We start from the raw sequence: 24,808 nt of genomic DNA, 5'->3' as shown, positions 1-24,808 counted from the left end.
GCTGTGTACGGCAGTCGGGGGATCAGCCGGCGAACCAGCGCACCGGCTTCGGCGCGAGGTTCTGGTAGACGTGCTTGGTCTCGCGGTACTCGGCGAGCCCGGCGGGGCCCAGCTCGCGGCCGACGCCGCTCTTTCCGAAGCCGCCCCACTCCGCCTGCGGGAGGTAGGGGTGGAAGTCGTTGATCCAGACGGTGCCGTGGCGCAGCCGGCCTGCGACGCGGCGGGCGCGTCCGGCGTCGGTGGTCCAGACGGCGCCCGCGAGGCCGTACTCGGTGTCGTTGGCGAGGGCGACCGCCTCGTCCTCGGTGCGGAAGGTCTCGACGGTGAGGACCGGGCCGAAGACCTCCTCGCGCACGACCTTCATCTCCCGGTGGCACCGGTCGAGGACCGTCGGCTCGTAGAAGTAGCCGGTGGCGGGCCGCTCGGCGGACGGCTCGGGACGCCTGCCGCCCGAGCGCAGCACCGCGCCCTCCTGAAGTGCCGACTGCACGTAGGCCTCGACCTTGGCGCGCTGCTGCTCGGAGACCAGCGGTCCGCACTCGGCGCCCTCGGCCGTGCCCCGGCCGAGCCGGATCAGGGCGGCCCGCCGGGCGAGTTCGGCGACGAAGCGCTCCCGCACGCTCTCCTCGACGATCAGCCGGGCACCGGCCGAGCAGACCTGGCCGCTGTGGATGAAGGCGGCGTTGAGGGCCTGGTCGACGGCGGTGTCGAAGCCCTCCGCGGTGGCGCAGGCGTCGGCGAAGACCACGTTGGGGTTCTTGCCGCCGAGTTCGAGGGCGACCTTCTTGACGGTCGGAGCGGCCGCCTGGGCGACCTTGGTGCCGCTGACCAGGCCGCCGGTGAAGGAGACCAGGTCGACGTCGGGGTGCTCGGCGAGGCGGGCGCCGACGGTGTGGCCGGGTCCGGTGACCAGGTTGGCGACTCCGGCGGGCAGACCGGCCTCGGCCAGCAGGTCGATCAGCGCGACGGTCGTCATCGGGGTGATCTCGCTGGGCTTGATCACGAAGGTGTTGCCGGCGGCGAGCGCCGGGGCGATCTTCCAGCTGGCCTGGAGCAGCGGGTAGTTCCAGGGGGTGATGAGCGCGCACACACCGACGGGCTCGTGCACGACGACGCTGTGGATGTCGGGGGAGCCCGCGTCGACGACCCGGCCGGGGGCCTCGCCGGCGACCAGGTCCGCGAAATAACGGAAGGCGTCGGCGACACAGTCGATGTCGATGCGGCCCTCTTCGGCGGTCTTGCCCGCGTCCCTGCTCTCCAGCAGGCCGAGTTCCTCGCGGTCGCGTACGAGGAGGTCGGCGACGCGGCGCAGCAGGGCGGCGCGCTCGCCGACGGGGGTGTGGGGCCAGGGGCCGTGGTCGAACGCCTGCCGGGCGGCCGCCACCGCGCGCTCCGCGTCCTTCTCGTCGCCCTCCGCGACCACGGCGAACGGCCGGGCGTCCGCGGGGTCGAGGATCTCGCGCGTCGCTCCGGAGACGGCTTCCAGCCACTCGCCGCCCGCGTGGATGGTCGCCCGGGCCTGTCGTTCCGTTCTGTCCGCCATGATCGGTATTGCCTTCCGTTCCTGTTCAGTCCCCCTGTGTCACAGTCGTGTCACAGTCAGGGACCGTGGCCGCCTGCCCCACGCCTCCGATCGCATGCGCAATCGCCGACCGAAAGTGCGCCGCGTCACTGAAAATGCGTCCGAAAAGGGACAAAAGTAGGCTGGGCGGAGCGGCTTGGGGTGATCATGGAGGTGCCGCGATGGCCGGAGGACCGCTGATCTGTGCGGTGGCGAGCGTGACCCTGTTCCTCTCCCCCGTCCTGGTGACGGCGGCCGCGGCGGACGACACCGGCGATCCGAGCGCCCGTGAGCTCGCCCGGGAGGCGCAGGACCACCTGCTCCACACCCGGTCGCTCCACATGACGTGGACGGACCGCGCGGCGGCCGCGAAGAAGGGGGACGTGGCGTCGATGGACCTGTCCCTCGACCGGGACGGCAACTGCGTCGGCATCGTGCGGATGGGTGCGCACGGCGGCAGCATCCAGATCGTCAAACGGGACGACGAGGTGTGGCTGAAGGGCGACAGCACGTACTGGAAGGCCGAGCTTCCGGGCGGCGAGGGCACCGCGGCGGCCGAACTCCTCAAGGACCGCTACATCCACGGCAGCACGCACGACAGCGCGCTCGAGGAGTGGGAGGACGTCTGCGACCTGGACGCCTTCCAGAGGAAACTGACACCCGACTCGTCGCACAGGAAGCCGCTGAAGCGAGGCGACAGGACCACGGTCCGGGGCATACCGGTGATCCCGCTGAAGGGCGAGGAGGACGGCAGACCGGTCACCCTCTACGTCACGGCGGACTCGCCCCACGTGCTGGTCGAGGGCACCCGGAAGGGCGACGGCACCGACCTGACGATGACGTTCTCGGACTACGGCGAGCCCGTGCCGTCCGCCACCCCGTCCGCGAAGGAGTCGGTGGACGTGTCCCGGCTGAGTCCTTTGACCAAAGTCAAAGAATGACCGAGCCAGTGTCGGCGGAGCAGGTCGCGGCCCTCCGCCGTTTCAACCGTTACTTCACGCGCCGCATCGGCGCCCTGGACGACCACTACCTGGGGCAGGACCGCCCCCTCGGAGAGGCCCGGCTGCTGTTCGAGGTCGGGGAGGGCACCTCCCTGCGCGAGCTGAGGAACCGGCTCGGGCTGGACGCCGGCTACCTCAGCCGCATGGCGAAGGCGCTGGAGGGCCAGGGCATGGTCCGGGTCGAGGCGGCCCCGCACGACAGCCGGCTGCGGATGATCGAGCCGACGGCGGCCGGCCGCGCCGAGATCGGCGAGCAGAACCGGCGCGCCGACGCCCTCGCCGCCGGACTCCTCGACAAACTCGCCCCGGACCAGCGGGCCGAGCTGACCGCCGCGATGGCGATCGCGCAGCGCCTGCTGCGGCTGGCGGCGATCACGGTGCGGGCCGTCGACAGCGCCTCGGCCGTGGCCCGGGACTGCCTGACGGCGTACGCGGCCGACATCGACGCCCGCTTCCCGGAGGGCTTCGACAGCGCCGCCCTGGTCCGCCCCGAGGAGGTGACCGGGGACGCCGGCGCCTTCCTGGTCGCGTACGAGGAGGAGCGGCCGGTGGGCTGCGGGGCACTCGGACAGCTGGAACCGGGGGTGGGCGAGATCCGGCACGTGTGGGTGCACCCCGACGCCCGGCGGCTGGGCCTGGCCCGGCGGCTGCTCGACGGACTGGAGCGGGAGGCACGGGCGCGCGGCCTGGACGTCGTACGGCTGGACACGCACGTCGTGCTCACCGAGGCACAGGCGATGTACCGGGCCTGCGGCTACACCGAGATCCCGCGCTACGACGACAACGTGTACGCCGGCCACTGGTTCGAGAAACCGCTAGTCGCCACCGGCTGACTGCCGCATCAGCTCCCTCACACGGTCGCGCAGCCAGGCGTGGGCCGGGTCGGCGTCGTGGCGGGGGTGCCAGGCCAGTCCCACCGGGAGCGGCGGGAGGGCGAGCGGCACCTCGAAGGTGACCAGGCCGAGGGCGGCGGCGGGCGGGCACCCCCAGGAGCTGACCAGCCCGACCAGGTCGGTCTCGCGCAGCACGAAGAGCGAGGACGGGAAGGTGCCGACGGTGCCCACCACCCGGCGCTCCAGGCCGAGTTCGGCCAGCGCCTCGTCCACCGGCCCGTGCAGCCTGCCGCGCCGGGAGACGCCCAGGTGATCGGCCTCGGTGGCGAACCGCTCCGGCGTCAACTCGCCGGTGAGCAGCGGGTGTCCGGCCCGTACGACACCCAGCATGCGTTCCTCGTACACCGTCTCCACATGCACCTCGGGCGCGGTCGCGTCGATCACGCCGACCTCCAGATCGGCGGTGCCCTGGCGCAGGACCGGGGCGTCCACGTGGCTCTCGGACAGGAAGCGGAGGCGGATGCCGGGCGCCTCCTGGGCGGCACGCGCGAACAGGGTGGCACCGTGGCAGGCGGCGATCGCGTCGTGGCCGATGATCGTGAAGGTGCGGGTGACCGTGCGCAGGTCTGCGTCCCGGCCGGGCCGGAACAGCGCGCGGGCCCGCTCCACCACGGCGCTCACCTCGGCCCGTACGGCCAGCGCGTGCGGCGTCGGCACCATCCGGCGCCCGGCCCGCACGAGGACCGGGTCGCCGAGGGCCTTGCGGATCCTGCCGAGGGTGCGGCTCATCGCCGGTTCGGACAGGTGCAGCCGGCGGGCGGCACCCTGCACGCTCTGCTCCTCCAGCAGCACGTCCAGCGCGAGGAGCAGGTTGAGGTCCAGGTCCGTGGATTGCGTCATGCGCAAGTATCCCTTGCAAAGGTTGCACTGGAAAGCAGGTCAGGAGCGACCCTACGGTGGCAGGGCATCCCGCACCAACCACCTAGCTCCCGGGAGGAGCCGTGCCCACGCACGCCCTGAAACGCCCCGCCCTGCTGGCGCTGTGCGCCTGCGTCCTGGTCGCGCAGAGCATGGTCGCCGCCATCAACCTCCTGATACCGCAACTGAGTTCGTCCGGCCTGCACCCCTCGCACAGCGAGATCCTGTGGACGGTCGACGCGTACGTCATCGTCTTCGCCGGGCTCCTCGTCCCGGCCGGCGCGCTCGGTGACCGGTACGGCCGCAAGGGCGCACTGCTCGTCGGGCTCGGCCTGTTCGCGGCGGGCGCCGCCACCAGCACACTGGCGGCCGGCCCGGCCGCGCTGATCGCGGGGCGTGGCCTGTCCGGCGCCGGTGCGGCCCTGATCACCCCGGCCACCCTGTCGATCCTGATGCAGCTGTCCGCGCCCGAGCACCGGGCCCGCTCGATGGCCGCCTGGACCCTGTCGCTCGGCCTGGGCGGCGCGGCGGGCAACCTGGGCGGCGGCCTGGCCGGCCAGTTCCTGTCCTGGCGTGCCCTGTTCGCGGCCATGGTCCCGCTCGCCGCGGTGCTCGCCGCCGCCGTCGCCGTCACCACCCCGCGCACCGCACGCTCCACCGGCAGCAACCCCGACCCGCTCGGCACCCTGCTGCTCACCGCGGGCCTGGTCGCGGTCCTGTTCGGCATCATCGAGGGGCCGAGCTACGGCTGGACCTCCGCCCGCATCCTCGGCGCCTTCGCCGCGGGCGCCGCGCTGATCGCCGCGTTCACCCTGTACGCCCTGCGCTCGGCGGCCCCGCTGTTCGACCCGCGGGTCTTCTCCTCGTCCCGCCTGCGCGCCGCCTCCCTCGGTACGGCCACCGGGTTCTTCGGCCTGTTCGCCCTCTTCTTCGTCAACTCGCAGTACCTGCAGGACGTGAAGGGCTTCGGAGCGGCCCTCACCGGCGTCGCGATCCTGCCGCTGCCCGTCGGGATGGCGGTCGCCCAGCGGCTGGCCGCCCGCTGGGCGGGCCACCCCCGGGCGCTCATCGGCACCGGCCTCGCCCTCATAGGCCTGGGCCTGCTCGGCGTCTCCACGGCCGACGCGCACACCCCCTACTGGGCGTACGCCGGCTGGCTGCTGGTCGTCTCGGCCGGCACCGGTCTGTCCATGCCCGCCCTGACCCTCGGCGTCGTCACCTCGCTCCCCGCCCACCAGGCGGGCCTCGGCTCGGGCCTCGGCACCACCGCCCGCGAGACCGGCGCCGCCCTCGGCGTCGCCGTCACCGGGACCGTCCTGTCCGCCCACCCCGACCTCATCCACGGCATGGGCCCGGCCCTGCGCACGGTGGCCATGGTGGTCCTGGCGGCAACGGCCCTGGTGACCACGGCCTACGGCACCGGCGCAGGCACCGGTCCTGCCCCGAAGAGCACCGCGGACCGGGAGCCGGCGCTGCCCCGCAGCTCCTGAGGGGCTGCGGGACGGCACGCCGGGCGGCTGCCGCCCCCTACCCGCAGGACGCCCCCGCCGGGCAGAACGAAGCCAGCGCGGTCGTGAGCGGAGCGCGCACGCGGGCGTCGGGCAGGTGTTCCGGGCCGCTGGAGCGGATCGCGTACAGCGTGCCGCCGGGCGTGCGGAAGCGGTGGTCGACGACGCGGCGGGCACCCTTGTCCGGGTCGTCGTAGCGGTACGACAGCTCGGCCCAGGTGTCCGAGGAGCTGCGGGCGAGGGCCTGGTAGCCGGGCTCGTGGGAGTAGCCGTAGCCCGGGTCGTTCTCGGCGAGGTCCAGGGACTCGGTCACGGTGGACTCGGCCAGCTCGAAGATCTGCAACTGGCGGCCGTCGGACGGGGAGTCGTAGAACACCACGGTCGCCTTCTCCCCCTGCTTCTGCCGCCGGGTCCAGCCCGCGGGGACGGCGAGGGTGTAGCCGACGGGGTCGTGGACGAGGCGGTAGCCGGCGGGGAGCCGGCGCGCTGCGGACGGCGGCGTCGAGGCCGCTGTCCGCAGCGTCGTGGAGGCCGAGGCGGAGACGGTGACGCCGGTGGCCGGAGCGGAGGCCGCCGGGGTGCCGCTGCCGGCGCGGTCCCGCCCGAGGTACCAGACGCCGAAGCCGGAGCCGGCCCCGACCAGCACCATGGCGACGACCAGGGCGGCCAGCCGGCCGCCGTGCACACGGCGAGGCGCGGGGGCGTACGGCGGCGAAGGGACCGGGCCGCCGGGGTGGGCGGGGGCGGCGGTCCAGGGCTGCGGCAGGGGCGGCGGCGCCTGGGCCGGGCCGGTCTCCGCGGACGTCCGGGGAAAGGGCGGCGGGAGCGCGGCCGACTGGGTCTGGGCCGAAGCCCACGGCGGGGCCGGCGGCCCGTCGGTGGTCCAGGCCGCCCGGCCTCTCTCCTCGCCGGGCCCCCGCTCGGCCCCGGGCCCGCGCTCCGGACCGGAACCCTCCGCGCCGTAACCCTCCGGGCCGTTCCATCCGCTCCAGCCGCTCATCACGAACCCCCCGAATCGCCCTTCCCTGCCCTGCTTTTGACAGTAACGGCGAAAACGGGCGCGGGCCCCGCTCCGGACGAAACCGGAACAGGGCCCGCACAGGCTCGCGGCGAATCCGCCGGAGGCAGCCTCAGATGAGACCCAGGGAGCGAACCGCGTCGCGCTCCTCGGCGAGCTCCTTGACGGAGGCGTCGATGCGGGCGCGGGAGAACTCGTTGATGTCCAGGCCCTGGACGATCTCGTACTTGCCGTCCTTGGCGGTGACCGGGAAGGAGGAGATCAGGCCATCCGGGACACCGTAGGAGCCGTCCGACGGGATGCCCATGGAGGTCCAGTCGCCCTCGGCGGTGCCGTTGACCCACGTGTGCACGTGGTCGATGGCGGCGTTGGCGGCGGAGGCGGCGGAGGACGCGCCACGGGCCTCGATGATCGCGGCGCCGCGCTTGGCGACGGTCGGGATGAAGTCCTCGGCCAGCCACTTCTCGTCACCGACGACCTCGGCGGCGTTCTTGCCGGCGACCGTGGCGTGGAAGATGTCCGGGTACTGCGTGGCGGAGTGGTTGCCCCAGATGGTCAGGCGCTTGATGTCGGCGACCGTCGAGCCCGTCTTCTTCGCGAGCTGGGTCAGCGCGCGGTTGTGGTCGAGGCGGGTCATCGCGGTGAAGCGCTCGGCCGGGACGTCCGGGGCGGCGGCCTGCGCGATCAGCGCGTTGGTGTTGGCCGGGTTGCCGACGACCAGGACCTTGATGTCGTCCGCGGCGTGGTCGTTGATGGCCTTGCCCTGCGGCTTGAAGATGCCGCCGTTGGCCTCCAGCAGGTCACCGCGCTCCATGCCCTTGGTGCGCGGGCGGGCGCCGACCAGGAGGGCTACGTTGGCGCCGTCGAAGGCGACGTTCGGGTCGTCCGAGATGTCGATGCCCTGCAGGAGCGGGAACGCGCAGTCGTCCAGCTCCATGGCCGTGCCCTCGGCGGCCTTGAGCGCCGGGGTGATCTCCAGCAGGCGCAGCTTGACCGGCACGTCCGCGCCGAGCAGCTGGCCGGAGGCGATGCGGAAGAGCAGGGCGTAACCGATCTGGCCGGCTGCGCCGGTGACGGTGACGTTCACGGGAGTGCGGGTCATGGCGTTCTCCGTATGACAGCTGGCGGTGGGGCGTCACTGCCCCGGCGGATGATCGATCTCTTGGCGTCAAGAGAATCCAGCGGTCAGGCTATCGCGCATCCGGCATGCGAGACGTCCGGGGCCGTGTGGCCCAGCCCACAAGTCGGACTCGTCGTTCAGGAAGGGGCGGCCGCCCGTCCGGGAGAGGGGGAAGGGCGGCCGCCGTGGGGGGTACCGGCTGACCGGACTCCCGTGGGGGTACCGTTCGCGTTCCCAGGATCCGGCGGCCCATGCGTCCGTCTCCGGAATTCCACCCGAATTGGTTGGCCCCGCACGTGCGGTGACCGCCGGACGGGCCCTCGCGCCCCGCCCGGCGGGCCCGTCCGTCCTACTTCGTGCACCCCTGACGCCCGGAGGCGAGGATCGCGCAGGCCTTGGCCTCGGCCGCGTCCTTCACGGCGACCATCGGCGTGTAGGCGATGGCGTCGCCGACGGCGGTGATGTCACCCGTCTGGCGGAGCTTGCCCGCGGAGACCTGGACCTTGTCGCCCTGGGTGGCGCCGGTGATCCGCCCCCAGGCGGCGCCACAGATCTTGCTGTAGCGGACCTCGAGGGTGGTGGTGCCGACGGTGGCGGTCCTGGCGGTGGTCACCAGGTCGCCGCTGCAGCCCATCGCCTCCGCGTCCTTGCCGTTGCAGGCGGCGCCACTGCACTTGACCCCGGCGGGCAGGCTGGGGTTGCTGCTGGCCGTCGGGGACGGCGACTTGGCGGCTCGCTCGTGCTTGGCGCCGTTGTCCGGGTTGGTGAAGAAGTAGACGGCCGCGAAGACGACGAGGACACCGACGACGCCCGCGAGGAACATCGTCAGCCGCCCCTTGCGCCCGGCCCCCTTGCCCGCGGCGGCGTCGCCGGGCCGTACCCCCTGCAGTTGCTCGTCGTACGGGTTCGGGGTGCCCGGGGTCCAGCCCGGGCCGTCCGGCGAGGTGGCGGGACGCGCACCGGCACCGGCACCGGCATCGGCCGCGGCGGCGGGCCGACGGCTCGCCTTCGACGGACCCTCATAACCCGCCAGCCCCCAGGAGTTGACCTCGGGGGCCGCACCGCGGTCCGCGTTCTCCCGCCCGTCGGCGTCCGACGCCGTCGGCTGCGGCGGGATCGTCGGCGAGACGCCCGCCGGACCGGCGATGCCCGGGGTCACGGTGGTGCCCGGGGTGACGCCGGTGCCCGGAGCCGCGATGGCACCCGGAGTCGCGGTGGCACCCGGGGTCACGGTGGTGCCGGTGCCTCTGCCGGCCGTCCTGGTGCCGCTCGCGCCCTCGGCCTCGGCCTCGGCCGCCCCGAACTCCCCGAGCGCGGCGCGCGCCTGGGCGATACGAATGTGCTCCATGGTCCGGTCGTGCCGCATCTCCGCGCGGCTCCAGGCGCGTTCGGCCAGCTCCCACATGGTGGTCAGATGGACCGGGTTGGTGCCGGTGACCTCGGCGAGCGCGACGACCGCGCCCTTGGGTGCGAGCAGCCGGCCGCCCAGGTAGCGCTCCCAGGACGTCTTGCTGTAGCCGGTCCGGTCGGCCAGCGCCGCGATGCTCAGACCGCTGCGGTCCACGAGGCGTCGCACCTGGCTGGTGAACTCCTTGATCTGCGGATCCAGATCGTCCGGCAAGGCTTTCCATCGAGGCATTGCTTCCCCCCTCATTCCCCCGGTTGGTGCTGATGGTTCCCCGCGCCGTTCCCCGCACGTGACCTCGCGCCGGTCCGGTACCCCCGGCGCGGCCCCCTCTGGCTACCCACAGGGATGCGCTGACTAAGGATCCCAGTTCCCGGAGTGGGGGCGCACTGGAGCGCCGCTCCCGCCGGTTGTGCACCGTCGCACGCCGGCTGCCCCACGGTCCACCGGACCGTCCCGATTGGGCACCTTGGACACGTTAGCCCGGTTCCACGGCGCCTTCGCGACCGTACCCCCGAACTGTCAACACATCGACACGACGGGCACACATGTGGCAGTGCGCGGACACCGTAGCGGAACGGTCACTTCCGTGCCACAGCGCACGGACAGCCGTTGAACAGGCAGTTCATGGAGGGAAGGCTGGAACCCGACGGCGGTTCGTCCTTACTCGGGGGAGGGGACGGGCCGCCGTCCCGCCCGCGCCCCCGGGGGAGGCGCGGGCCTGCGGCCGTACCGCAGCCGCTACTTGACCGTGAAGTGCAGGATGTCCTTCAGGAACGAGAGCTTCAGCAGCGGGTCGGGCTGGATCATCAACGCCAGCAGGACGATCACCAGGCCCAGGACGCCGTAGGTGGCGACGTCCGTGAAGCGGGAGCGCACGGCGAGCATCCCGACGTCAGGCAGCAGCCAGCGCAGCACGGCGCCGCCCAGCAGCGCGACGCCGATGAGCAGCGTCCCCGGGCGGAGCGCGCCCAGCGTGATCACCAGCAGGCCGACGGCCACCATGCCGACGACGGCGAGCAACGGCCACTGCCGGGCGGGCGCCGGAGCGTTGCCGGGCGCGGCCCGGCCGCCGCCCTCGGGGCGCGCGGTGTCCCTGGTGAACCGCGGGAAGCGGCGCGTGGTCCGCTTCGGGTCCCCGCCGGCGTCGGAGCCGGCCGGTCCGGCGCTGGAGCGGGAGTCCTCAGCCGGCACTGCGCTCCGCCGCCTCGACCACGTTGACCAGCAGCAGCGCCCGGGTCATCGGGCCCACACCGCCCGGGTTCGGGGAGATCCAGGCGGCCACCTCGGCCACGTCCGGGTGGACGTCACCGACGATCTTGCCCTCGGCGTTGCGGGAGACACCGACGTCCAGGACGGCCGCGCCCGGCTTGACGTCCTCGGCGCGGATCAGGTGCGGGACGCCGGCCGCGGCGATGATGATGTCGGCCCGCTTGAGGTGGGCGGACAGGTCACGGGTGCCGGTGTGGCACTGGGTCACGGTCGCGTTCTCGCTGCGCCGGGTGAGCAGCAGCGGCATCGGACGGCCGATGGTCACGCCCCGGCCGACCACCACGACCTCGGCGCCCTTGATCTCGACGCCGTGGCGGCGCAGCAGGGTCAGGATGCCGTTGGGGGTGCAGGGCAGCGGCGCCGGCTCGTTCAGGACGAGACGGCCGAGGTTCATCGGGTGCAGGCCGTCCGCGTCCTTGGCCGGGTCCATCAGCTCCAGGACGCGGTTCTCGTCGATGCCCTTGGGCAGCGGGAGTTGGACGATGTAGCCGGTGCAGGCCGGGTCCTCGTTCAGCTCGCGGACGACCGCCTCGATCTCCTCCTGGGTGGCCGTGGCGGGCAGCTCGCGCTGGATGGAGGCGAGGCCGACCTGGGCGCAGTCGCGGTGCTTGCCGGCGACGTACTTCTGGCTGCCGGGGTCGTCCCCGACCAGGATCGTGCCGAGGCCGGGCGTGACGCCCTTCTCCTTCAGCGCCGCCACGCGGGCGGTCAGATCGGACTTGATCGCGGCTGCGGTGGCCTTGCCATCGAGAATCTGGGCGGTCATGACACCATCCTCGCGGATGACCGGGTCCCGGTTCCAATCCGGGGCCGCCCGGGCCGGTTCCCGCTGTCCCGTGCTTGATCGATGATGTTGCACTTGCACAACACCTTGCGAATCCGGCTGGACAACAATCGGCCTTTCCTACGACCATGAGCGGCGCAGTATCGCGGTCCGGTTGGGGGGCAAACCGCTCAGATCCTGACGTTCCTCCGTTCCTTCCGCGTCGTCCCCGCAGTGTCAACGGAGGAAATCCGCCATGAGTTTCGGCTCGCCCAACAGCCCGTACGGTCAGCCGCAGGATCCGCAGCAGGGCTACGGCTACCCGCAGCAGCCCGGCTACCCGCAGGCCCCGCAGGGCGTCCCGCCGCAGCAGGGTTACGGCTACCCGCAGGCGCCGCAGGGCGGATACCCGGGCTACCCGCAGCAGCCCGGCTACGGCATGCAGCCGACGTACGCGAACTGGGGACAGCGCTTCCTGGCCCGGCTGCTCGACAGCCTGCTGTACGCCGTGCCCTACGGCATCGCGATCGCGGGTGCCAAGAACGCCCCGTTCCTCGCCATCATCGGCTTCCTCGCCCTGATCGGCCTGTTCGTCTGGCAGATCATCATGGAGGGCAAGACCGGCCAGACCGTCGGCAAGAAGGCGCTGGGCATCCGCACGCTCAAGGAGGAGACCGGGCAGCCGCTCGGCGGTGGCATGGCGTTCGTGCGCCAGCTGGCCCACATCCTGGACGGCCTGCCCTGCTACCTCGGCTACCTGTGGCCGGCCTGGGACGCCAAGCGTCAGACGTTCGCCGACAAGGTCTGCGGCTCGATCGTCATCCGCTCCAACTGAGCCGAGCGCCATCCGCTCGAACCGAGCTGATCACCTGAACGGCAAGCGGCCTCCAGCCCCCTGCGAAGGGAGCCGGAGGCCGCTTTGCGTGGCCCTGCGGGATCAGTGGAAGAAGTGGCGCGTGCCCGTGAAGTACATGGTGACGCCCGCCTTCTTCGCGGCCTCCACGACCAGCTCGTCACGGACCGAACCGCCCGGCTGGACCACGGCCTTGACGCCCGCCGCGGTCAGGACCTCCAGGCCGTCCGGGAACGGGAAGAACGCGTCCGAAGCGGCGTACGAGCCCTGGGCGCGCTCGGCACCGGCCCGCTCGACGGCCAGCTTCGCGGAGTCGACCCGGTTGACCTGGCCCATGCCGACGCCGACCGAGGCGCCGTCCTTGGCGAGCAGGATCGCGTTGGACTTCACCGCGCGGCAGGCCCGCCAGGCGAAGGCCAGCTCGGCCAGCTCGTCGGCCGAGAGCGCCGCACCGGTGGCCAGCGTCCAGTTGGCCGGGTCGTCGCCCTCGGCCTGGAGCCGGTCGGTCTCCTGCAGCAGCACGCCGCCGTCGATCGGCTTGACCTCGACCGGGTTGGCCGGGCCGTTCGGGGCCTTCAGGACCCGGATGTTCTTCTTCTTGGTGAGGGCCTCCAGCGCCCCCTCCTCGTAGCCGGGCGCGACGACGACCTCGGTGAAGATCTCCGCGACCTGCTCGGCCATCTCCTTGCTGACCGGGCGGTTCACGGCGATGACGCCGCCGAACGCGGACAGCGGGTCACAGGCGTGCGCCTTGCGGTGCGCCTCGGCGACGTCCGCGCCGACCGCGATGCCGCAGGGGTTGGCGTGCTTGATGATCGCGACGCACGGCTCGGCGTGGTCGTACGCGGCACGGCGGGCGGCGTCCGTGTCCGTGTAGTTGTTGTACGACATCTCCTTGCCGTGCAGCTGCTCGGCCTGGGCCAGACCGGCGCCGGCGGCGTCGACGTACAGGGCGGCGGGCTGGTGCGGGTTCTCGCCGTAGCGCAGGGTGTTCTCGCGCTCCCAGGTGGCACCCAGGAAGTCGGGGAACGCCGAGTCGTCGACGGGCGCGTACGCGGACGCGAACCAGGAGGCTACGGCCACGTCGTAGGCGGCCGTGTGCTGGAAGGCCTCGGCGGCCAGCCGCTTGCGGGTGGCGAGGTCGAAACCGCCGGCCGCGACGGCGGCGAGCACGTCGGCGTACCGCTCCGGGCTGGTGACCACGGCGACGGAGGGGTGGTTCTTGGCCGCGGCACGGACCATCGACGGACCGCCGATGTCGATCTGCTCCACGCACTCGTCGGGCGAGGCGCCGGAGGCGACGGTCTCCCGGAACGGGTAGAGGTTCACGACGACCAGGTCGAAGGGCTCGACACCCAGCTCGGCGAGCTGCTCGCGGTGGCTGTCCAGACGCAGGTCGGCGAGGATGCCCGCGTGCACCCTGGGGTGCAGGGTCTTGACCCGGCCGTCCAGGCACTCGGGGAAGCCGGTCAGCTCCTCGACCTTGGTCACGGGGACACCGGCGCCGGCGATACGGCCGGCCGTGGAGCCGGTGGAGACGAGCTCGACACCTGCCTCGTGCAGCCCGCGCGCGAGGTCTTCGAGCCCGGTCTTGTCGTAGACGCTGACGAGCGCCCGGCGAATGGGCCGCTTGGTGCTCTCGGCGGTGGCGGTCACTGGATAACTACCTTTCGTCCCTCAATGCGATAGCCGTTACGGGCGAGCCGCCCCACGACCTCGACGAGCAGCCTTCGCTCGACTTCCTTGATGCGCTCGTGCAGCGCGCTCTCGTCGTCCTCGTCCCGGACCTCGACCACGCCCTGAGCGATGATCGGCCCGGTGTCGACGCCGTCGTCGACGAAGTGGACGGTGCAGCCGGTGACCCTGACGCCGTACGCGAGCGCGTCCCGCGCGCCGTGGGCCCCGGGAAAACTGGGCAGCAGGGCGGGGTGCGTGTTGACGAACCGCCCGCCGAAGCGCGCGAGGAATTCCTTCCCGACGATCTTCATGAACCCGGCGGAGACCACGAGGTCGGGTTCGTGCGCGGCCACGGCCTCGGCCAGGGCGGCGTCCCACTCCTCGCGCGTCCCGAAGTCCTTCACCCGGCACACGAAGGTCGGCAGCCCGGCCCGCTCGGCGCGGGCGAGCCCCTCGATACCGGTGCGGTCGGCCCCGACGGCGACGATCCGCGCGCCGTAGGACTCGGCTCCGGTGCGCTCGATCTCGTCCAGGAGCGCCTGCAGGTTGGTGCCGGATCCGGAGACCAGCACGACGAGGCGCTTGACCGCTTGGCCAGCGGGGGTGGCGGCCACGGTGGGGCCCTTTCTCGGGGAAGCGTTGTGTCCGGCCGGCGTTTGTACAGTCGTACGAATGCTTCGCGCCCCCGGATACGGGGAAGTCTACGAAGCGGCCGACCGCCAGCAACGATACCGGCACTCCGGAAGGCCCCCTCGGGACGGGGGCGTGGCCGGAAGGTAGCGTTCGGGAGGAGTCACGAAGGAGCAGCCTCGGGAACGCGGTCGCCGTGCGGTGCGTTTCATGGGTGGAAGCTCACGTCGGACCGCCGTATTCACCTAGGGGAAGACGCTCTTTTGATGCCCGATCGCAGCCTGCGACTCCTCACGTTCCCCTCGCGCCCGGCCCAGGGAGGCGAGCGGGGCGCCGTGCTGCTGCGGGAGCGGCCGGCCTCGCCGCCCCAGGCGCCCCAGGGCGGGCGGGACGGCGAGGGACGCGGCGGCGAGCAGCAGGACGACAACCCGTTCGCTCCGCCGCCGGAGGGCACCCCCGACAAGCCGTGGCAGCCGCGCCACCCCGAGGGCTCCTCGGGCTCCGGGGGCGGCTCCCCCTGGGGCACCCAGTGGAGCGACCGCCAGCCCGGCCGCTCCCCCGGCGGCTTCGGCGAGCGGCCCGGCCGCGGCCCCGAGGGCCCGGGCGGTCCGACCGGCCCCGGCATGCGCTGGGACCCGACGGACCCGGCCCAGCGCCACGCGCGCTTCGCGCTCCTGTCCGGCATGTGGGCCGTCTTCTTCGCCCTCTTCAGCTGGCCCTACGTCGCCCTGCTGCTGGGCGCGCTGGCCCTGTACTGGGGCATCAGCGCCCTGCGCGCCAAGCCCCGCCCCTCCGACCCGAACGCCCCGGCGCCCGCCCCGGGCCCCCGCCCGCAGACCACTGCGGCGATCGGCGGCCTGGTCACGGCCTCCCTGGCCCTCGCCCTGGTGGCCACGACCTTCGCCGTGCAGCTGGTCTACCGCGACTACTACACGTGCGTCGGCGACGCCCTGACCCACGAGGCCAAGCAGTCCTGCGAGCAGCATCTGCCCCAGCAGCTGCGGGGCGTGCTGGGCGTCGGGAACGACTAGCCCCTGCGGGGTCCGGCAGGCGCCTCCCGAGCCAGGCTCGGCGAGTGGCTTTCCAGCGGCTTCCCAACGGGCGGCTCTCCCGGTCGGAGGCTCAGCGGGCGGTTTTCCAGCGGGTGCTCCCCCAGTGGAGGGCTCAGCGGGCGGATTCCGAGTCGGGGGGTTCGGTGGGCCGGTGATGGGCGTCCGCGGGGGGCGAGGACTCCGGGGCGGCGACCGGCGGGAGCGAGGGCTCCGGCACAGGCGCGGGGGCGCCCCGCTCCGGCGACGGATCCAGCACGGGAGAGCGCCCGTTCAACGGCGGCAAAGGCTCCGGCACGGGCGGGTGACCACCCCGCTCCGGCGACGGATCCGGCGCGGGTGAGTGGCCGACCAACGGCGGCAGAGGCTCCGGCACGGGCGGGTGACCACCCCGCTCCGGCGACGGATCCAGCACGGCAGAGCGCCCGTTCAACGGCAGCAAAGGCTCCGGCACGGGCGGGTGACCACCCCGCTCCGGCGACGGATCCAGTGCGGGTGAGTGGCCGACCAGCGGCGGCAAAGGCTCCGGCACAGGTGCGTGGGCGGCTGCCGGGGGCAACGGGTCCAGTACGGGTGAGTGGCTGACCAGCGGCGGCAGAGGCTCCGGCACGGGCGGGTGGCCGCCCCGCTCGCGCGACGGATCCGGCGCGGGTGAACGGCCGACCAGCGGCGGTGAGGACTCCGGCACGGGCGCGTGGGCGGCTGCCGGGGGCGATGGGTCCCGCAGGGGTGGCCAACCGGGTCCGGCGGGCGGGGCGGGCGCGCCCAGGGGTGTCGACGCCGCTCGCAGGGCCGCCCAGCGGGTGGCTCGGGCCACGTCGTCGTGCCAGGCCGGGGGGAACGGGTCGGCGGCGGGCAGGACGTCGTACCCCTCGTCCTCGTCGGGCCGGGCGAGGGGGGACGGGGCGTCCTCTTGGTGGGCCCGGGTCTTAGGCGCCTTCCCCGGCCTGGTCGCCTTCGCGCGCGTTTCCTTCGCCTGTTCCTTCGCCTGTTCCTTCGCCTGTTCCTTCGCGGCGGCCTTCGCGGAACCCTTGGCGGACTCCTCGGCCACCCCCTTCACTGCCTCCTCGGCCGCCCCTCTCGCGGACCCCTTCACGGCCTCCTTGGCCGTCGCCCTGCCCGCCGCCGCCCTCTTCCCCGTGTCCGTCGGCCGCCTGCTCCCCGGCTCCCTCCCCTGCGCCGGAACCGTGCCCCGCGCCCGCCGCCGCCACAGCCGCCACGCCCGTACCGTCAGCGCGACCGGCATCCCCGCGACCGTGAGCCAGAGCGCGGCCGCTCCCCCGCTCTGCCACCACAGCGGGCCGAAGCGGGCCAGTGCGGCCACGCCGAGCGGGCCGCCGGACAGCGCGGCGAGAAGGGCGAGGATCGCACCGCAGAGGAGCGCCGACAGCACGAGCACTCCGGCGGTCCGCGCGGCCGGCCAGGGCGCTCTCGGCGCATCCTGCGCCTCCGGGTCCACGCACCCCGCGGCCCCCCGCCCCACGAACCAGGCGACCGTCACCCCGGCCGCCACCGGCACCGCTCCCGCCGTCCAGTTCAGCGCGGTTCCGGTGCCCGTGTCCGGCACGGCCGCGAGCAGCGGGAACGGGGGCAGCAGCGGGGCCGGGTCCGAGGCGAGGGGGTGCACCAGGTGTCCGGCGCCGAGGGCGAAGCCGGGGCCGAGGGCGTAGGACGCCGACCACACCGCCGCGTTGGGGATCAGCGCGATGCCGAGCAGCAGGACGGCGAACCGGCCGGTCCAGCCCTCCGTCAGCTGCAGGAAGGACCCCTGGGCGGCCGCGCCGTGCAGGACCAGCGAGACGCCGAGCAGCAGCGACCCGCCCCCGAAGAGCACCGCCGTCCCGGCCAGGGCGGCCCGTACGGCCGTACCCAGCCGCGCCCGCACGTCCGACCCGAACAGCAGCCGCCGCACCGACCCCGGCAGCAGCATCAGCGCACCGAGCACGGGCTCGCGCGGGCGGCCGTACGCCGACCACACCCCGGCCCCCGCCGCGCTCGCCGCGACGAGCGGCAGACACACCGTCACCCAGCCCCACACGGGACGCAGTTCGCCGCCCGAGCAGTACAGCGCGGCCGCGACGCCGACGCCGAGGTAGCCGAGGACCACCCCCGTCCACGCCGTGTGTGCCGGGACCGGCGGCGGGGCGTCGGGTTCGGTGGAGGCGTCCGTCGCGTCCCGCGCGGCCCGGTAGAGCAGCCACACCGGCAGCGCGAGCAGCAGCAGCGGGGTCACGCCGAGCGGCTGGGGCGCGCCGGAGAGCGTGTCGGTGCGGACCAGTTCGACACCGTGCGCCAGCAGCCACAGCGCGGCGGCGATGTGCAGTGCGCCGCCCGGCCCGCTGTCGGGGTACGGCGAGCTGATCCACAGCCCCAGGACGAGCACGGCGAGCGAGCCGAGCCCGAGCCCGGCGGCGACCGCACCGCCGAGCAGGCTCGCGCCCAGCCCGGGCGGACGGTCGCGCATCCGGTGCAGCAGCAGCGACAACGACGGTCGGCGAGCGGTCATCAGCGTCACGACCTCCATGCTCCCAACGACACGCGCTTTCCCGTCGTAACAGCCGAACCCCGGATGTGTCGCCCAATATATGTTTATGTACTTTTTCGTACGAAGGGGTGAGGTACTGTGACGGAGATCCCCGCCGGCTCGCTGCCACCACCGAAGGAACGCCGCCGGCTGCGCGAGTCCCGCTCGCTGACGCAGGCTCAGGTCGCCACGCAGGTGGGCGTGAGCCGGTCCACGGTCCGCTCGTGGGAGAGAGGGCGCAGCATCCCGGGCGGCCACGAGGGCGAGGTGTACGCCCGCCTGCTGACCGGTGACGCCCTGACTCCCACGCAGACCTTCGACGCGCTCTACGCGTTCTGCACCCCCGCCCTCGTGCGCCAGACCTATCTGCTCACCGGGCGCCGGGAGCTGGCCCGGGAGGCCGTGGAGCGGGCCTTCCAACTCGCCTGGCAGCGCTGGCCGGAGGTGGCCCAGGACCGGGACCCGGGCGGCTGGGTCCGGGCGATGGCCTACGAGTACGCCCTCTCCCCCTGGCACTCCTACCGCCCGCGCTACCGGTCCCCCGAACCCCCGCCCGCCGACCCGGCCGACCGGGCGCTGCTGGAGGCGCTGCTGAAGCTCCCGCCGTCGTACCGGCGCACGCTCATCCTGTACGACGGTGTCGGCCTCGACCTGCCGGAGACGGCGGCGGAGACGGAGGCGAGCACCCCGGCCGCGGCCGGCCGGCTGACCCGCGCCCGGGCGGCCGTGGCCGAGCACGTCCCGGAACTGGCCGACCCCGCCGCACTGCACCGACGGCTGCTGGAACTGGCCTCCAGGGAGCACCTGCGCGCCGCCAGACCGCCCACGGTGCGGACGGTCGGCGAACGCCGGAACGTGTTCTGGACCCGGGCGGCCATCGCCTTCACGGTCGCGATCATCGGCTCGACGGCCCTGACCCTGCGGACGGCGCCCACCCACTACGAGGCGCCGATCGCCCCGGCCCAGGCGGTACAGGGGGTTCCGCCGCCGCCGGCCATGGGTCCGCTGTCGCGGGAGGAAGCGGCGCTGCGGGCGAAGCTGCACCGAACGGAGTCCAACGGCCCGGAGCGGCTCGCGCCGGCGGCACGCTGAGCCGCGTGGCCGCACCCGGCACCGCGAGCGAGAACGCCGGTAGGCCCGACCCCGCGAACGGGACGGGCCTACCGGTGCGTAGTCAGGAAGCTCAGGCGCTCAGGATCTCCCGGGCCAGCTTCGCCGTCTCGGTCGGGGTCTTGCCGACCTTGACGCCCGCGGCCTCGAGGGCCTCCTTCTTCGCCTGGGCGGTGCCGGACGAACCGGAGACGATGGCGCCGGCGTGGCCCATGGTCTTGCCCTCGGGCGCGGTGAAGCCCGCGACGTAGCCGACGACCGGCTTGGTCACGTTCTCCTTGATGAACGCGGCCGCGCGCTCCTCGGCGTCGCCACCGATCTCACCGATCATGACGATCAGCTCGGTGTCGGGGTCGTCCTGGAACGCGGCCAGGGCGTCGATGTGCGTGGTGCCGATGATCGGGTCGCCACCGATGCCGACGGCGGTCGAGAAGCCGAGGTCACGCAGCTCGTACATCATCTGGTACGTCAGCGTGCCGGACTTCGAGACCAGGCCGATGCGGCCCGGCTTCGTGATGTCGCCCGGGATGATGCCGACGTTCGACTGACCCGGGGTGATGATGCCGGGGCAGTTGGGGCCGATGATGCGGGTCTTGTTGCCCTTCTTGCCGGCGTACGCCCAGAAGGCGGCCGTGTCGTGCACGGCGATGCCCTCGGTGATCACGACGGCCAGCGGGATCTCGGCGTCGATGGCCTCGACGACCGCGTCCTTGGTGAACTTCTCCGGCACGAAGATGACGGAGACGTTGGCGCCGGTCTTCTCGATGGCCTCGGCGACCGTGCCGAACACGGGTACCTCGGTGCCGTCGAAGTCCACGGTCTGCCCCGCCTTGCGCGGGTTCACGCCGCCGACGACGTGGGTGCCGTCACCCAGCATGAGCTTGGTGTGCTTCATGCCCGTGGCGCCGGTCATGCCCTGGACGATGACCTTGCTGTCCTTGTTGAGCCAGATAGCCATGGTGGTGTGAGTCCTCGTCCTTGTGCTTACTTGGCGGCGGCCAGCTCGGCGGCCTTGTCGGCCGCGCCGTCCATGGTGTCGACGCGCTGCACCAGCGGGTGGTTGGCGTCGGTGAGGATCTTGCGGCCCAGCTCGGCGTTGTTGCCGTCGAGGCGGACGACGAGCGGCTTCTCGACCTTCTCGCCGCGGTCCTCCAGGAGCTTCAGGGCCTGGACGATGCCGTTGGCGACCTCGTCACACGCGGTGATGCCACCGAAGACGTTGACGAACACGGACTTGACGTCCGGGTCGCCCAGGATGATCTCCAGACCGTTCGCCATGACCTGGGCGGAGGCGCCACCGCCGATGTCCAGGAAGTTGGCGGGCTTGACGCCACCGTGGTTCTCACCGGCGTAGGCGACGACGTCCAGGGTGCTCATGACGAGACCCGCGCCGTTGCCGATGATGCCGACCTCGCCGTCGAGCTTGACGTAGTTGAGGCCCTTCGCCTTGGCGGCGGCCTCGAGCGGGTTGGCCGCGTCCTTGTCGTGCAGTTCCTCGTACTCGGGGTGGCGGAACTCGGCGTTCTCGTCGAGCGACACCTTGCCGTCGAGGGCGATGACCTCGCCGGAGGCGACCTTCGCGAGCGGGTTGACCTCGACCAGGAGGGCGTCCGACTTGATGAAGGTGTCCCACAGCCTGACGAGGACGTTCGCCACCTTGTCGGCGACCTCGGCCGGGAACTTGGCGGCCGCGACGATCTCGCGGGCCTTGGCCTCGTCCACACCGTCGATCGGGTCGATCGGCGTCTTGGCGACGGCCTCCGGACGGGTGGCCGCCACCTCCTCGATCTCCATACCGCCCTCGACGGAGGCGATGGAGAGGAAGGTGCGGTTGGCACGGTCGAGGAGGAAGGAGACGTAGTACTCCTCGACGATCTCCGGAGCGGTCTCGGCGATCATGACCTTGTGGACCGTGTGGCCCTTGATGTCCATGCCGAGAATGTCCGTCGCCCGGGCGACGGCCTCGTCCGCGGAGGCGGCCAGCTTGACGCCACCGGCCTTGCCGCGACCACCGACCTTCACCTGCGCCTTGACGACGGACTTGCCGCCCAGCCGCTCGGTGATCTCGCGCGCCGCCTCAGGCGTGTCGATGACTTCACCGGCCAGCACCGGTACATCGTGCTTGGCGAAGAGGTCCCTCGCCTGGTACTCGAACAGGTCCACGCGCTTCCGTCCCTATCAGTGATCTCGCGGTTCGTTGGATGCGTGGGCGTGCCGCGAAGGGCAACGTGACGTCCGCTGTCACTAGGGAAGCGCACACGGTGTCCGAGCGCGCGGCATGTCCGTCTCGCAGGTTATCGCCGCTTGCGTGGGCTCCCTAAATCGAGGGTCACACCTGAGCGGTGATACCTGTCACATGATGCCGGTTTTGCTGACACGGCGTGCCGCGATCGAGGGCGATCGGGGGGATGTGCGAGGCCTCACCGGGCTGGGGTTGACCCGGTGAGGCCTCCGGACGGGCCCCGAAAGGCCCGGGGCGGTTGATCCCCACCCCAATGGGGACCACCCGCCCCGTACCGCGGGGGGTGCGGCCGGACGGACCGTCGGCGTTCGGCCGTCCGGGTTCCCGGCCCCCGCGGAACCTGCGTGGGCGCTCAGCCCTACTGCACGCCGTGGCCGTGCGCCAGACCCTGGACGTAACCCGGGGTGACGGAGTGGGCGACGCCCCCGGCTCCGGCGACGCCGTGCCCGGCCAGCGGACCGCCGGTGACCTGTGCGGTCCGGGCGAGGTCCTGCGCGAACGGCCCGACCTGCTGCGTGAGGGGCGCGGTCGCGCCGACGACACCGTCCGCGTAGGGACCGGCCCCGCCCGCCACGCCGTACGCCAGCCCGCTCGCACTGCCGCCGACACCGTCCACGACCGGCGACACGGTCCCGGTGATCATGTCCACGGCCGGCTGCACGGCACCGGTGACTCCCGCCGCGAACGGCGGCACCTGTCCGGTCACTCCCGCCGCGAAAGCGCCGGTCTGTCCGGTGACCCCGTGGGCGAGCGGCGGTACGGCGCCCACGACACCGTCGGCGAACGGGTGCACGTCGCCCGTCACGCCGTACGCGAGCGTCCCCGCGTCCGCCACGGCCTGCCCGGCGACCGGCACGACCCCGTGCACGGCGGTCCCGGCGACGGGCGGCAGCACGGCGTCCACGGCGCCGTGGGCCACCTGGCCGCCCAGCCCGGTGGCGTACGGCGGCACGTCCGCGAGGACCCCGCCGGCGAGGGGCAGCGCGTCGGCGAGGGCACCGGCGGCGACACCGTGCACACCGGTGACGGCACCCGTACCGACCCCGTGCACCTCGCCCACGGCGCCGGTGGCGACGCCGTGCACGCCGGACACGGCACCCGCGCCGACCCCGTGCACGTCGGCGACGGCACCCGTGGCGAGCCCGTACACGCCGTACCCGGCGTCCGCCGCGAGCCCGTGCACCTGGGTCACGGCGTCCACTGCGGTGCGGTACACGCCCCCGACCGTGCCGGTGGCGGTGCCCTGCGCGCTCGTCACCGCGCCCGAGGAGGTGCCCTGCACTCCCGCGACCGCGTACCCGGCGGTGGGCAGCACGCCCGTAACGGTGCCGGTGGCGGTCCCCCGGACGCCCGTCACGGCGCCCGAGGCGGTGCCGTGGACGCCGGCGACCGCGTGCCCCGCGGTCGGAAGGACGCCGGCCACCGCGTCGTCGGCGACCGGCAGCACCCCAGCCACGGCGGCGGAGGCCACCGGCGGGGCGGCGGCCGCGGTCGTCTCTTCGACGACGGGTGCGACGGTGCCCGGCACCGCCCGCACCGTGCCGACGACCCGCTGCCCGACACCGGCGACCGTGCCGGTGACGTGCGCGGGGACGGCGGCGACGGAGGCCTCGGCGGCGCCGGTCACCCGTGCCGCCTCGCCGTCCGCGAGGGCGGCCGCACCGGCGGTACGGCCCTGTGCCCCGGCCACGGTCTGCTGTGCCGTCGTCCGCACGGTGCCCTCGACCCCCGCGGCCCGCAGGCGCGCGGCGGCCTGGGTGGCCTGCAGCTTGGTCTGGGCAGCCGCCAGGGCCTCCTCCACCTCGGGGGCGAAGGAGGCGAGGGGGCCGAAGAGGTAGTCGATCTCGTCCTGCGGGGTGGGAGCGGAGGGCGCGACCGGCGTGACGGGCACGGACGGGTGAGTGGCCGCGTGCGTCGCCGCGGTGGCCTCGGTGGTGGCCCGGGCGCCCGCCGCCCGCACGTGCGCCTCGGTCTGTGCCTGGGCGGCGCGGGCGGCCCGGGCACCCTGGATGGCCTGGCCGCCCCTGGTCTTCGCGGTGGCCGGGACCTCCGCGTCGACGTAGCGGCGGGCCCGGTCGGCGGTGCCGGTGACGGTGCGGGTCGGCTGCTGCGCCTTGGCGGCGACGCCGGAGACGGCCGTGGTGGCCGTGCCGGTCACGCCGGAGACGGTGTCGTGGACGTCGGTGAGGACGCCGTCGACGGTGTCGGTGAGGGTGCCGGTGGTGCTCTCGGTGTCGGGCACGGAGACCGCCGGGGCGGGCAGTTCGTCGGCGCTGGCCGCGGCCGAGCCGAGGGCCCAGGCGCCGGTGACCCCGGCGGCTATCACGATCGAGCGGCGGATGTTCTTGTTCATGCGTGCGTCAAGTCCTTCGGAAACGGCTAGGGGGTTCCGTCCGGAGGGCGCCGGGGAGGCCGGCGGGTCCGGCGGAGTGGGCAGACCTGTTCCGCCCCCGCGCGACAGGTCCGTGGCGGGGAGGTCGGCCCTTGGCCTAGCCGGGGAAGACCGGGATGTCCCGGTGCCGTTCCCGGGTCCCGGGCGCGTCGACGCGCGCGGTGGTGCCGGACAGGAGCCGCAGGGGCGCCCGGCCGTCGAGGGCCACGGCGTACGCGTCACCGTGGCGGGACGCGGTGCCGACGGCCGCCTGCTTGCCGAGCACGCCGTCCGGGTCTCCGGTGGGCGCGGGCCGGGCGGGGGCGCCGATGGCCGCGGCGGCGCGGTGCACGGAGGTGTGCGCCGGGGTCCGGGGGGGGTGCGCCGGGAGCGCGAAGTCCGGTCCGTACGTGGCGGCCCGCGGCGGTGCGGAGACGGCGGTACGGGCCTCGGTGCGGGCTCGGTCGCCCTTGCCCGCCGCCGGTGCCGCGCTGTCGTGCCGCTCCGCCCCGGGCCCCGGGGCGACCGGCGCGGGCAGCGGGTGCACGGGCGGCACGGAGACCTCCGGGACCGATGGCACCGCCGGGAGCTCCGGCAGCGGCACGGAGGGCGCGGCCGGCAGCGTGGGCGCCTGGGTCCGCGTCTCGTCGAGGGCTCGGGAGGTCGACCGCACGACCTCCCGCACGGGGGTGACGACCCGTTCGGTGACGGTTCGTACCGTGTCCTCGTGCCCGGTCACCGGGGCCGCGGAGGCCACCGGAGTCGCCGGCGTCCGCTCGGCCGCCTGGGCCTGCTCGCCGCAGAGAAAACCGAGCAGGAACAACCCGCCGACCAGCAGTGCCAGTTGCAGCGCACGCCGCCCGGCCGCCGTACGCAGCACGCGCACAGCGATACCGAACACAGTGGCTGGCAAGGTCAAGACGAGTGACTTCCGGTCGGTGCGGCGGGGGGTG

The 24,808-nt window shown here is 73.5% G+C and carries 20 protein-coding genes; 6 read left to right on the top strand and 14 right to left on the bottom strand.

Features of this window, described 5'->3' with window-relative positions; all coding sequences use genetic code 11:
• Positions 1-22: 22 nt before the first annotated feature.
• Positions 23-1,543, bottom strand: coding sequence for an aldehyde dehydrogenase family protein (locus tag AC07DS_RS06020; RefSeq protein ID WP_479143071.1), 1,521 nt, complete (start codon positions 1,541-1,543; stop codon positions 23-25).
• A 200-nt stretch (positions 1,544-1,743) separates the two neighbouring features.
• Between AC07DS_RS06020 and AC07DS_RS06015 the strand changes: the two genes are divergently transcribed.
• Entirely contained in the window at positions 1,744-2,502 is a 759-nt protein-coding gene (locus AC07DS_RS06015; RefSeq protein WP_479143069.1) for a LolA-like protein, read from the top strand.
• On the top strand, positions 2,499-3,395 hold the full coding sequence (locus AC07DS_RS06010; RefSeq protein ID WP_479143068.1) for a GNAT family N-acetyltransferase: 897 nt from the start codon (positions 2,499-2,501) through the stop codon (positions 3,393-3,395). Before AC07DS_RS06015 ends, AC07DS_RS06010 begins: the two co-directional genes overlap by 4 nt.
• Here the strand turns inward: AC07DS_RS06010 and AC07DS_RS06005 are convergent.
• Positions 3,378-4,295: a LysR family transcriptional regulator gene (locus tag AC07DS_RS06005; RefSeq protein WP_479143066.1), complete on the bottom strand. Its 918-nt coding sequence runs from the start codon at positions 4,293-4,295 to the stop codon at positions 3,378-3,380. The genes AC07DS_RS06010 and AC07DS_RS06005 overlap by 18 nt on opposite strands.
• Positions 4,296-4,396: 101 nt before the next feature.
• Between AC07DS_RS06005 and AC07DS_RS06000 the strand changes: the two genes are divergently transcribed.
• Positions 4,397-5,803 carry an MFS transporter gene (locus tag AC07DS_RS06000; protein ID WP_479143064.1) on the top strand — a complete coding sequence of 469 codons (1,407 nt, stop codon included), beginning with the start codon at positions 4,397-4,399 and terminating at the stop codon, positions 5,801-5,803.
• A 37-nt stretch (positions 5,804-5,840) separates the two neighbouring features.
• Here AC07DS_RS06000 and AC07DS_RS05995 read toward each other — a convergent pair whose 3' ends face one another.
• The 5 genes from AC07DS_RS05995 to AC07DS_RS05975 all read right to left on the bottom strand — a co-directional run bounded on the left by AC07DS_RS05995 (position 5,841) and on the right by AC07DS_RS05975 (position 11,402).
• A complete protein-coding gene (locus tag AC07DS_RS05995; RefSeq protein ID WP_479143062.1) occupies positions 5,841-6,821 on the bottom strand; it encodes a hypothetical protein in 981 nt (326 codons plus the stop codon).
• A 130-nt stretch (positions 6,822-6,951) separates the two neighbouring features.
• Positions 6,952-7,941 carry a malate dehydrogenase gene (locus AC07DS_RS05990; protein WP_479143060.1) on the bottom strand — a complete coding sequence of 330 codons (990 nt, stop codon included), beginning with the start codon at positions 7,939-7,941 and terminating at the stop codon, positions 6,952-6,954.
• A 367-nt stretch (positions 7,942-8,308) separates the two neighbouring features.
• Complete coding sequence (locus AC07DS_RS05985) at positions 8,309-9,580, bottom strand: helix-turn-helix domain-containing protein (protein ID WP_479143059.1); 1,272 nt, start codon at positions 9,578-9,580, stop codon at positions 8,309-8,311.
• 525 nt (positions 9,581-10,105) lie between these two features.
• On the bottom strand, positions 10,106-10,558 hold the full coding sequence (locus AC07DS_RS05980) for a DUF3017 domain-containing protein (protein WP_479143057.1): 453 nt from the start codon (positions 10,556-10,558) through the stop codon (positions 10,106-10,108).
• Entirely contained in the window at positions 10,548-11,402 is an 855-nt protein-coding gene (locus tag AC07DS_RS05975) for a bifunctional methylenetetrahydrofolate dehydrogenase/methenyltetrahydrofolate cyclohydrolase (RefSeq protein ID WP_145879650.1), read from the bottom strand. Before AC07DS_RS05975 ends, AC07DS_RS05980 begins: the two co-directional genes overlap by 11 nt.
• A gap of 253 nt (positions 11,403-11,655) precedes the next feature.
• On the opposite strand from AC07DS_RS05975, the gene AC07DS_RS05970 reads away from it, so the two are divergent.
• A complete protein-coding gene (locus AC07DS_RS05970) occupies positions 11,656-12,234 on the top strand; it encodes an RDD family protein (protein WP_479143055.1) in 579 nt (192 codons plus the stop codon).
• Between the two features lie 102 nt (positions 12,235-12,336).
• Here the strand turns inward: AC07DS_RS05970 and purH are convergent, their stop codons facing one another.
• Together purH and purN are read right to left on the bottom strand one after the other, a co-directional pair.
• Positions 12,337-13,908: a bifunctional phosphoribosylaminoimidazolecarboxamide formyltransferase/IMP cyclohydrolase gene (gene purH, locus AC07DS_RS05965; protein WP_479143054.1), complete on the bottom strand. Its 1,572-nt coding sequence runs from the start codon at positions 13,906-13,908 to the stop codon at positions 12,337-12,339.
• Positions 13,905-14,543: a phosphoribosylglycinamide formyltransferase gene (gene purN, locus AC07DS_RS05960; protein WP_403959857.1), complete on the bottom strand. Its 639-nt coding sequence runs from the start codon at positions 14,541-14,543 to the stop codon at positions 13,905-13,907. The genes purH and purN overlap by 4 nt, the downstream gene beginning before the upstream one ends.
• A gap of 282 nt (positions 14,544-14,825) precedes the next feature.
• Here purN and AC07DS_RS05955 point away from each other — a divergent pair, with 282 nt between their 5' ends.
• Positions 14,826-15,590, top strand: a complete 765-nt coding sequence (locus AC07DS_RS05955) for a hypothetical protein (protein ID WP_479143052.1) — start codon at positions 14,826-14,828, stop codon at positions 15,588-15,590.
• A gap of 133 nt (positions 15,591-15,723) precedes the next feature.
• Here AC07DS_RS05955 and AC07DS_RS05950 read toward each other — a convergent pair whose 3' ends face one another.
• On the bottom strand, positions 15,724-18,132 hold the full coding sequence (locus AC07DS_RS05950) for a cell division protein PerM (RefSeq protein WP_479143050.1): 2,409 nt from the start codon (positions 18,130-18,132) through the stop codon (positions 15,724-15,726).
• Between the two features lie 99 nt (positions 18,133-18,231).
• Between AC07DS_RS05950 and AC07DS_RS05945 the strand changes: the two genes are divergently transcribed.
• On the top strand, positions 18,232-19,224 hold the full coding sequence (locus tag AC07DS_RS05945; protein ID WP_479143049.1) for a sigma factor-like helix-turn-helix DNA-binding protein: 993 nt from the start codon (positions 18,232-18,234) through the stop codon (positions 19,222-19,224).
• Positions 19,225-19,315: 91 nt separating this feature from the next.
• Here AC07DS_RS05945 and sucD read toward each other — a convergent pair whose 3' ends face one another.
• The 4 genes from sucD to AC07DS_RS05925 all read right to left on the bottom strand — a co-directional run bounded on the left by sucD (position 19,316) and on the right by AC07DS_RS05925 (position 24,756).
• Positions 19,316-20,200 carry a succinate--CoA ligase subunit alpha gene (gene sucD, locus AC07DS_RS05940; protein ID WP_479143048.1) on the bottom strand — a complete coding sequence of 295 codons (885 nt, stop codon included), beginning with the start codon at positions 20,198-20,200 and terminating at the stop codon, positions 19,316-19,318.
• A gap of 26 nt (positions 20,201-20,226) precedes the next feature.
• Positions 20,227-21,405, bottom strand: coding sequence for an ADP-forming succinate--CoA ligase subunit beta (sucC, locus tag AC07DS_RS05935; protein ID WP_479143047.1), 1,179 nt, complete (start codon positions 21,403-21,405; stop codon positions 20,227-20,229).
• A gap of 437 nt (positions 21,406-21,842) precedes the next feature.
• The gene (locus AC07DS_RS05930) at positions 21,843-23,837 is read right to left on the bottom strand and encodes a proline dehydrogenase family protein (protein WP_479143045.1); all 1,995 of its coding nucleotides are present in this window, start codon (positions 23,835-23,837) and stop codon (positions 21,843-21,845) included.
• A 136-nt stretch (positions 23,838-23,973) separates the two neighbouring features.
• The gene (locus AC07DS_RS05925) at positions 23,974-24,756 is read right to left on the bottom strand and encodes a hypothetical protein (protein ID WP_479143044.1); all 783 of its coding nucleotides are present in this window, start codon (positions 24,754-24,756) and stop codon (positions 23,974-23,976) included.
• Positions 24,757-24,808: the final 52 nt, after the last annotated feature.

It is taken from the genome of Streptomyces sp. NPDC044064, assembly GCF_056434245.1.
Note: the sequence above shows the minus strand (reverse complement) of the source record. Positions and strands in the feature narration are given on the sequence as shown.

Bases quoted from the DNA above. Each gene is read 5' to 3' on its own strand.
- sucD (WP_479143048.1), bottom strand. From the start codon at position 20,200: ATGGCTATCTGGCTCAACAAGGACAGCAAGGTCATCGTCCAGGGCATG.
- AC07DS_RS05955 (WP_479143052.1), top strand. From the start codon at position 14,826: ATGCCCGATCGCAGCCTGCGACTCCTCACGTTCCCCTCGCGCCCGGCC.
- AC07DS_RS05990 (WP_479143060.1), bottom strand. From the start codon at position 7,941: ATGACCCGCACTCCCGTGAACGTCACCGTCACCGGCGCAGCCGGCCAG.
- AC07DS_RS05930 (WP_479143045.1), bottom strand. From the start codon at position 23,837: ATGAACAAGAACATCCGCCGCTCGATCGTGATAGCCGCCGGGGTCACC.
- AC07DS_RS06015 (WP_479143069.1), top strand. From the start codon at position 1,744: ATGGCCGGAGGACCGCTGATCTGTGCGGTGGCGAGCGTGACCCTGTTC.
- AC07DS_RS05970 (WP_479143055.1), top strand. From the start codon at position 11,656: ATGAGTTTCGGCTCGCCCAACAGCCCGTACGGTCAGCCGCAGGATCCG.
- AC07DS_RS05975 (WP_145879650.1), bottom strand. From the start codon at position 11,402: ATGACCGCCCAGATTCTCGATGGCAAGGCCACCGCAGCCGCGATCAAG.
- AC07DS_RS06020 (WP_479143071.1), bottom strand. From the start codon at position 1,543: ATGGCGGACAGAACGGAACGACAGGCCCGGGCGACCATCCACGCGGGC.
- AC07DS_RS06005 (WP_479143066.1), bottom strand. From the start codon at position 4,295: ATGACGCAATCCACGGACCTGGACCTCAACCTGCTCCTCGCGCTGGAC.
- AC07DS_RS06010 (WP_479143068.1), top strand. From the start codon at position 2,499: ATGACCGAGCCAGTGTCGGCGGAGCAGGTCGCGGCCCTCCGCCGTTTC.
- AC07DS_RS05950 (WP_479143050.1), bottom strand. From the start codon at position 18,132: ATGGAGGTCGTGACGCTGATGACCGCTCGCCGACCGTCGTTGTCGCTG.
- AC07DS_RS05995 (WP_479143062.1), bottom strand. From the start codon at position 6,821: ATGAGCGGCTGGAGCGGATGGAACGGCCCGGAGGGTTACGGCGCGGAG.